This window comes from Alsobacter ponti (assembly GCF_024294805.1).
GTDB classification, from domain to species: Bacteria; Pseudomonadota; Alphaproteobacteria; order Rhizobiales; family Beijerinckiaceae; genus Alsobacter; species Alsobacter ponti.
The window spans coordinates 26275-34609 of record NZ_JANCLU010000032.1 but is presented as its reverse complement, the minus strand read 5'-3'; the positions used below and the strand labels follow the sequence as shown (position 1 = coordinate 34609).

General features: G+C 70.5%; 6 protein-coding genes. 4 read left to right on the top strand and 2 right to left on the bottom strand.

Going from position 1 to position 8335, the window contains the following annotated elements; all coding sequences use genetic code 11:
• Positions 1-448 precede the first annotated feature (448 nt).
• Positions 449-1297 (top strand): hypothetical protein, encoded by an 849-nt coding sequence (locus NK718_RS20985; RefSeq protein WP_254746386.1) that lies wholly within the window; start codon positions 449-451, stop codon positions 1295-1297.
• Positions 1298-1333: 36 nt separating this feature from the next.
• Here NK718_RS20985 and NK718_RS20980 read toward each other — a convergent pair whose 3' ends face one another.
• Positions 1334-3661 carry an arylsulfatase gene (locus NK718_RS20980; protein WP_254746384.1) on the bottom strand — a complete coding sequence of 776 codons (2328 nt, stop codon included), beginning with the start codon at positions 3659-3661 and terminating at the stop codon, positions 1334-1336.
• Positions 3662-3888: 227 nt separating this feature from the next.
• Between NK718_RS20980 and NK718_RS20975 the strand changes: the two genes are divergently transcribed.
• The 3 genes from NK718_RS20975 to NK718_RS20965 are packed head-to-tail and all read left to right on the top strand — an operon-like array spanning position 3889 to position 7737.
• Complete coding sequence (locus NK718_RS20975) at positions 3889-4746, top strand: peptidylprolyl isomerase (protein WP_254746382.1); 858 nt, start codon at positions 3889-3891, stop codon at positions 4744-4746.
• Entirely contained in the window at positions 4743-5768 is a 1026-nt protein-coding gene (locus tag NK718_RS20970; RefSeq protein WP_254746380.1) for a HupE/UreJ family protein, read from the top strand. Before NK718_RS20975 ends, NK718_RS20970 begins: the two co-directional genes overlap by 4 nt.
• Before the next feature lie 22 nt (positions 5769-5790).
• Positions 5791-7737: a DUF3604 domain-containing protein gene (locus NK718_RS20965; RefSeq protein ID WP_254746378.1), complete on the top strand. Its 1947-nt coding sequence runs from the start codon at positions 5791-5793 to the stop codon at positions 7735-7737.
• 10 nt (positions 7738-7747) lie between these two features.
• On the opposite strand, the gene NK718_RS20960 is transcribed toward NK718_RS20965, so the two are convergent.
• Entirely contained in the window at positions 7748-8332 is a 585-nt protein-coding gene (locus tag NK718_RS20960) for an amino acid synthesis family protein (protein ID WP_254746376.1), read from the bottom strand.
• Between the last annotated feature and the right edge of the window lie 3 nt (positions 8333-8335).

Sequence of the window (8335 nt, the reverse complement as noted above, 5' to 3'; positions counted from 1 at the left end):
GCGCGCGGAACGGCGGGGGTCAACTCTCGTCGGTACTACACCCTCACCTCCGGCATCCGCCGGCGGGACGAGGCCCCTGCCGTTCCGCGCCGCCCTTCCGGGCTCCGCAGAACAAGCCAAGCCCCGCATCCGAAAGGATGGCGGGATAGAAGCGCATGGCGACGTGGGATTTAAGGAAGAGAATTCACAAAGAGCCGCTTCGCGGCAGCATCCCTACGCTGGCTCCCGGCCATGCCTCCGCCAAGGCTCCGGCATTCCGGGAACGGGCGGACTGGCGTCCGCACCGATACATCGCCTGTAGGGACAATGGCGCGGGGGACACAGGGGGCGGGGATTCGGAATTCTCCCGGTAGTTGTGGCTGAGTCGCTGCTGCGCGCTTCGATTGACTCATGCTAAGCCGTTGCAAGCGTGAGTTAAGAGCTCGGCGTGGAGAATGGGGGCGGTGGCATGACGGAGTGGACGAGGTCGGGCGGGGCTGCGGCGCGGCGTTCATTGGAGCGCGTCCTGGCGCGGGGGCTGGCGACCGGGGCGGCGGCGCTGGTCTGCGCAATCTCGCAGGCGGCCGTGGCCGCGGACCTCGGCGCGCCGGTCGCGCCCGCCGCGCCGGCTCCGGTGGTCGAGCCCGCGCCGTCCTGGACGTTCGCCGTCAGCGTCTATGGCTGGGCCTCCGGGATCGAGGGTCGGGTGCGGACATTGCCGCCTCTGCCGGCGGCGGACATCAATGTGGGCTTCGACAAGCTGCTGCAGAACCTGCAAGGGGCCGTGATGGCCAGCGGCGAGGCGCGCTACGGCCGCTTCGTCCTGTTCACTGACCTCATCTTCTCGAAGATCGCCCCCACGCTCGCCCCTCCCGATGGGTATGACAGGCTCAAGCTGGAGAGCTCGAGCGTCATCGGCCTCGCCGCCGGCGGCTACCGTCTCTACGAGGGCAACGGCTTCACCATGGACGGCCTGGTGGGCGTGCGCGGCTTCGGCATGAAGAACACGCTCGAGGCCCATGACCCCATCAACGGCTACGTGTCACTCAGCAAGTCCGAGGTCTGGGCCGACGCCGTGGCCGGCGTGCGGATGCGCTACGAGTTCACCCGCAGCTTCAGCGCCATCGCCGTCGGTTTCGCGGGCGGCGGCGGGTCCAAGTACGAGTGGGACCTGTTCGGCGGCCTGAGCTACGCCTTCAACGAGACCTGGGGCGCGTTCCTGGGTTATCGCGCGCTGAAGGTCGACTACAAGAACGGCGACTTCGAGTACGACGTGCTGCAGCACGGCCCGATCCTGGGCGTCAACATCCGCTTCTGAGCGGGAGGCGGCGTGGGCGGCGCGCCGCCTAGCGCGTCACCTGACCTCCACCGCCACCTGCGCGATCCGGCCCTGGAAGGCGAAGGGCGAGCGGTACGCGTTCGACACGGCCGAGACGCTGTCTCGGCCGACGTCGAAGGGCTCCGTGCTGTAGCGGAAGGGCGCGGTGCGCGGCACGCGGCCGGAAGCGACCTGCTTGCCGTCCACCCACAGCGTCACGTCGGCCGCCGCGCCCGGGCTGGGGGCGACGGGCGTCACGTCGACGCGGATGCTCGCCTTGCCCGGCGCCAGCGGAGCGCCGCTGGCCACGGTGGTCTCCTCGACGGCGAAGAAGTTGTAGGCGAAGGTCGGCCTGCCGTCCTTCACGTAGAGCGTCCAGCCGCACGTGGTGCCGCCCATCGCCGCCAGCACGCCGTCGCCGCCCGCTGGTCCGATCTCAACGTCGGCGGTGATCGAGAACGGCACGCCGTGCGTGTTGAGCGTCGCGCTCTCGTTGAGGCCGCCGACGCCCGGCCCGTAGATCATCTTCGTCAGGCCCTTCAGCGGGTTGGGCCGAAGGCTCATGTCGAAGCGCTCGGACAGGCGGTCGTCGAGCGGCAGCACGTTGTATTTGCGCGCCTCCTCCATGAAGGCGGCCTGCATCTCCTTGACCTTGTCGGGATAGCGCGCGGCGAGGTCGTTGGCCTGCGAGAAGTCGGTCGACAGGTCGTAGAGTTCCCACTGGTCGTCGGCGAACGCGCCGGTCGCCGCACCGGCCGTCTGCCAGGGCAGCCGGCCATGCCGGGCCGAGGCGATCCAGCCGTCCTTGTAGATGGCGCGGTTGCCCATCATCTCGAAATATTGCACCGAGCGCCGCGACCGGGTGTCCCGGTCGGCGAAGCTGTAGAGCATGCTGACGCCCTCGATGGGCTTCTGCGCCACGCCGTTCACGGTCCTGGGCGCGGGGAGGTGCGCGGCCTCGAGCACGGTGGGGGCGATGTCGATGACGTGGTGGAACTGCGAGCGCAGTTCGCCGCGCGCGGCGAGGCCCTTCGGCCAGCGGATCACCACCGGGTTGCGCGTGCCGCCGAAGTGCGAGGCGACCTGCTTGGTCCATTTGAACGGCGTGTCCGCCGCCCACGCCCACGCGGCCGGGACGTGGGGCTCGGTCTCCGGCCCGCCGATCTGGTCGAACTTGGCGAGCAGGCCCGGCAGACCGAGCTGGATGCCGTTGACGCTGGCGACCTCGCTGACGGTGCCCTGCAGCCCGCCTTCGCCCGAGGCCCCGTTATCGCCGACGATGTAGACGACCATGGTGTCGTCGAGCTTGCCGCTCGTCTCGATGGCGGCGATGAGGCGGCCGATCTCGACGTCCGTGTGCTCGAGATAGCCGGAGTAGTTCTCCATCAGCCGCGCGTAGACGCGCCTGGCCTCCTCCGGCTGGTCGGCCCAGGCGGGCAGCTCCGCCGGGCGGGGCGTCAGCACCGTGTCGGCCGGGATGACGCCGAGCTGCTTCTGCCGTGCGAAAGTCTCCTCGCGGTAGCGGTCCCAGCCCGCGTCGAACTTCCCGCGATACTTGTCGCGATAGGCCTGGGGCGCATGATGTGGGGCGTGGATCGCGCCCGGCGCGAAATACAGGAACCAGGGCTTGGAGGGATTGGTCGCGTTCACCCGGTCGAGCCAGCCGATCGCTTCGTCGACGATGTCCTCGGTGAGGTGATAGCCCTGCTCCGGCGTCTTCGGCGCGGCGACAGGCGTCGTGCCCCGGTAGAGCGAGGGATAGTACTGGTTCGATTCCCCGTTCATGAAGCCGTAGAAGTACTCGAACCCCCAGGTCCTGCCGGTCGGCCAGCGGTCGAACGGGCCGGCGGGCGAGATCTCCGCATCGGGCGTGTTGTGCCACTTGCCGAAGGCGGCGGTGGCGTAGCCGTTGGCGCGCAGGATCTCCGGCAGGCCGGCGGCGGCGTCCGGCGCGATGCCGGTGTAGCCGGGGAAGCCCGTGCCCATCTCGATCACCACGCCGGAGCCGACCGAATGGTGGTTGCGCCCGGTCAGCAGCGCCGCGCGCGTCGGCGAGCACAGCGCCGTGGTGTGAAACTGGTTGTAGCGCAGGCCCTCGCGCGCCAGCCGGTCGAGCGTCGGCGTCTGCGCCGCGCCGCCGAAGGTCGCGGCATGGCCGAAGCCGGTATCGTCAAGCAGGATGACGAGCACGTTGGGCGCCCCGGCCGGCGCCTGGACCGGCTTGGGATAGTCCGGGACGGACTCCTTCCACGTGTCCCCGACGCGGCCGCCGAATAGGGGCTCGGGCCGCGGAAGGCTGTCCTGCGCGAAGGCTGGCGCCAAAGACGCGAGCAGGCAGGCTGCGATGGAGGGGACGAGCCGCATGGCGGAATCTCCAGGGCTTGCGCAGCCATGCGGGCCGGCGAGCGCCGGCAGGAGCGGGCCCCGGCTGCGGGAGCCCCGTCGACATTGAGTTAACCGCCAAAAAACAGGCAGTTCGTTGACCAGAATCAAAGCAGTGGATGCGTCGCCCGCTTAACACAATCAGCGCGATAGCAGCCTCCGCGGCGCGAGGCGCGGCGCTCGCTGAAACGGTGCGGGGAGACCGACGCATGCTGCGCGACCCGTTGCTGCATTTCGTGCTGGCCGGGGCGCTGCTCTTCGGCGGCTACACGCTGGTGCGAGGCCGCGAGTCGCCCGCGGACGCGCAGCCCGTCATGATCGGCGAGGGCGAATTGCGCTGGCTGGGCGAGACGTTCGCCGGCCAGTTCCGCCGCGATCCCACGCCCGACGAAATGGCCGCGCTCGTCGACAACCTGGTCACCGAGGAATTGCTGGCGCGCGAGGCCCGGGCGCTGGGGCTCGACCGCGACGACACCATCGTGCGGCGCAGGCTGGCGCAGAAGCTGACCTTCCTCGTCGAGGACACGGGCAGGGTGGCCGAGCCCACCGAGGCGGAGTTGCGCGCCTTCCACGACCACGGCGCGGCGCGCTACCGGGGGCCGTCGCGGGTGACGTTCCAGCAGGTCTATTTCAGCCCCAACCGGCGGGCCGACGCCGCCGACGCCGCTCGACAGGCGCTCCTCCCACTAGGGCAGGTCGGCCCCGAGGGCGCGGTTGGCGTCGGCGATCCGCTGCCGCTGGAGCCGCGCTACGCGGACGAGACGCTGGACGCGGTGTCCCGGCTGTTCGGACCCGGCTTCGCCGACGCGCTGGAGGGGTTGCCGAGGGGCGTCTGGGCGGGGCCGGTCGCCTCCGGCTACGGCCAGCACCTGGTGTTCGTCGCCGCGTTCGCCCCCGGAGCGCCACGCCCGTTCGACGAGATCCGCGAGGAGGTCAAGGCGGACTGGCGGCAGGCCCGCGAGGCCGAGGCCCGAGCCGCCTACATCGCGACGCTGCGAAGCAAGTACGGCGTCATCGTCGTCGAGCCCAAGGCGTCGCCGAAGCTGGCCGGAGGCGCGTCGAAATGAGCGCGGGCCGGCGGCCGATCGCCCGTCCGGCGGGGCTCCTGGCCGCCGCGCTGCTCGCCCTCGCGTCGCTGCTGGCGCGCGTCCCGGGCCCGATGGCGCATGAGGTCCGCCCCGCCTATCTGGCGCTGACCGAGACCGCGCCGGGCCTCTTCGACGTGCTCTTCAAGACGCCGATGGTGGGAGACATGCGGCTCGCCTTGCATGTCGAGCTGCCCGCATCCGCGCAGGCGGTGTCGCCCGTGCTGTCGCGCCGCTCGGACGACGCGCTGGTGCAGAGCTGGCGGGTGCGGGCCCGCGACGGGCTCGAAGGCCAGGTCGTGGGCGTCGCCGGGCTCGACGCCAGCCTCTCCGACGCGCTGCTGCGGGTCGAGTTCGCGGACGGACGCTCCGTCGTGGAGCGGCTCACGCCCTCGCGGCCGAAGGCGACGATCCCGGCCCGCCCGTCGCGGCTCGACGTCGCGGCGACCTACCTGCCGCTGGGCGTCGAGCACATCCTGACGGGCGTCGACCATCTGCTCTTCGTCTTCGGCCTCATGCTGCTGACGCGCGGCAACAGGCGGCTCGTCATGGCCATCACGGCCTTCACGGTCGCCCACAGCATCACGCTGGCCGCCGCGACGCTGGGCTACGTGCACGCGCCGCAACGGCCCGTGGAAGCGGTCATCGCCCTCTCCATCGCCTTCGTCGCGCTGGAGGCGGCGCACGCCCGACAGGGGCGCGAAGGGCTCGGCGCGCGAGCCCCGTGGATCGTCGCCTTCCTGTTCGGGCTGCTGCACGGGTTCGGTTTCGCCGGCGCGCTGAGCGAGACCGGGCTGCCCGAAGGCCATATCCCGATCGCGCTGCTGTTCTTCAACGTCGGGGTAGAGGCGGGGCAATTGCTGTTCGTCACGGCCGTCCTCGGCGTCGGCGCGGCCATCGCCTCGACACGGCTTCCCATCCCACGCTGGGCGGCGCTGGCGCCGCCCTATGCCGTCGGAAGCCTGGCCATGTTCTGGGTGTTCCAGAGACTGTCGTCGTTCTGATCGCGAGCGGAGGAGACTTCACATGAGCACACGGACAGTCCTCGCGTCGATCCTGCTGGGGACGACCTGCCTCGGCCTCGCCGCGCCGGGGCGCGCGGCGGACCAGAGCGACGTCGGCACCCTGCACAGGGAAGCGGCCGAAAAGCTGTACCAATCCCGGCCCAACTACTCGCCCTATGCGGGACGCGACTTCCCCGTCCGCCCGTATTTCGGCGACACCCACCTGCACACGTCGTTCTCGCTCGACGCCGGCGCCTTCGGGGCCCGGCTTTCGCCCTCCGACGCCTACCGCTTCGCGCGGGGCGAGCAGGTCGTCTCGTCGACGGGCCAGCCGGCGAGGCTGTCGCGCCCGCTCGATTTCCTCGTCGTGGCGGACCATTCCGACAACATGGGCTTCTTCCCGGATGTGATCGCCGGAAAGCCCCACATCATGGCCGATCCCACGGGCCGTCGCTGGCATGACATGATCGTCGGCGGCAAGGGAGCGGACGCCGCCTACGACATCATCAAGAGCTTCACGCAGGGCCGCCTGAGCAAGGCCCTGATCTACAGCCCGGACAGCACGGCCTACCGCTCCGCCTGGCAGGCCACCATCAAGGCCGCCGAGCAGGCCAACGAGCCGGGACGGTTCACCGCCTTCATCGGCTATGAGTGGACGTCGACCACCGGCGGCATGAACCTTCACCGCAACGTCGTGTTCCGCGACAACGGCGACAAGGCCGAGCGCGTGGTGCCCTACACCACGCTGCCTCCGCTCGGCAGCGACGATCCGCGCGGCCTGTGGACGTGGATGGCCGCCTACGAGGACAAGACCGGGGGCCGCGTCCTCGCCATTCCCCACAACGGCAATCTGTCCAACGGCCGCATGTTCCCGATGATCGAGCCCGGCACGGGCAAGGCCCTGGACCGCGATTATGCCGAGACGCGCGCCCATTGGGAGCGGCTCTACGAGGTCACCCAGATGAAGGGGGACGCGGAGACGCACCCCTATCTGTCGCCCAACGACGAGTTCGCGAACTTCGAACGCTGGGACAAGGGCAACATCGACATGAGCGAGGCCAAGACGCCCGACATGCTCCAGTTCGAATATGCCCGCTCGGCCCTCAAGCTCGGGCTCAAGCTGGAATCGAGCATCGGCGTGAACCCCTACAAGTTCGGGCTGATCGGCTCCACCGACGCCCATACCGGCCTCACCGCGGCCGAGGAGGACAATTACTTCGGCAAGACGGCGGTCATGGAGCCCGGCCCGGATCGCACCAAGGGCCGCGCCTTCATGGAAGGCAAGGCCGGCGCCGTCTACGAGTGGGAGACCATCGCCTCCGGCTACGCCGCCGTCTGGGCGACCGAGAACACCCGGGAGGCGCTGTTCGACGCCATGGAGCGTCGCGAGACCTACGCCACCACCGGTCCGCGCATGCTGGTGCGATTCTTCGGCGGCTACGACTTCGAGCCCGGCGACGCCGTCACCCGCAGCCCGGCGCTCGCCGGCTACACCAAGGGCGTGCCGATGGGCGGGGACCTCGGCCCCGCGCCGCAGGGCAAGAGCCCGACCTTCCTGGTCGCGGCGCTGAAGGACCCGATCGGGGCCAATCTCGACCGCTACCAGATCGTCAAGGGCTGGCTCGACGCCTCCGGCGAGATGCGGGAGAAGGTCTACGACGTGGCGTGGTCGGGCGCCCGCCAGCCCGCTGCGGACGGCAGGCTGCCGCCGGTGGGCAGCACCGTCGACGTGCCGAACGCCACCTGGACCAACACGATCGGCGGGCCGGAGCTCATCGCGGTGTGGAAGGATCCCGACTTCGATCCGAAGCAGCGCGCCTTCTATTACGGCCGCGTGCTGGAGATCCCGACGCCGCGCTGGACCGCCTACGACGCCAAGTACTACGGCCTCAAGCTCGCGCCCAACCTGCCGACGTCGCAGCAGGAGCGCGCCTACACCTCGCCCATCTGGTACTCGCCGGCGCAGTGAGCCGGGCGCGTCAGCGGTTGGCGGCGCGCCGCGCCTCCTCCGCCGAGATGAGGCTGCCGAGCCGGGCGTGCGGCCGCCCGCCCGTGGCCAGCGCCACGATGACGACCAGCTCGGCGGGGCGCGGCGCGTCGCCGAGCGTCACCGACAGGCTGTCGTAGTGCGAGCGGACGTTGGCGGCGTCCATGTTGCCGAGCGACAGGTCGAGCGTGCAGCCGGGACCGCCGACCTTCATGGAGCCGGGCACGCCGGCCTTGCCGCCGCCCAGCGCCCTGCGGATGCCAGCTCCGCCCGGATTGTGCCAGATCGCGGCGTGCTCCAGCTCGCCGTCGACGCCGACGATCGAGCCCTTGCCGTAGGATTCGATCCGCGCCGGCCGCGCGCCCAGCGCCTCGAGCACCTCGCCGGTCATCTCGAAAGCCAGCGGTTCGAGGGATTCCATGAAAGGGATCAGGTCCTCGCAGTAGCGGCCGGCGAACGGGTTGGCGAGGATGGCGGCCGCCCAGCCGCGCCGGATCGGCTCGTCCAGCGGCGGGCCGCCCTCGCGCCACGTCCGGTCCGTCGTGAGCACCCGCCGCCGCACCTCGATCGTCGCCATCGC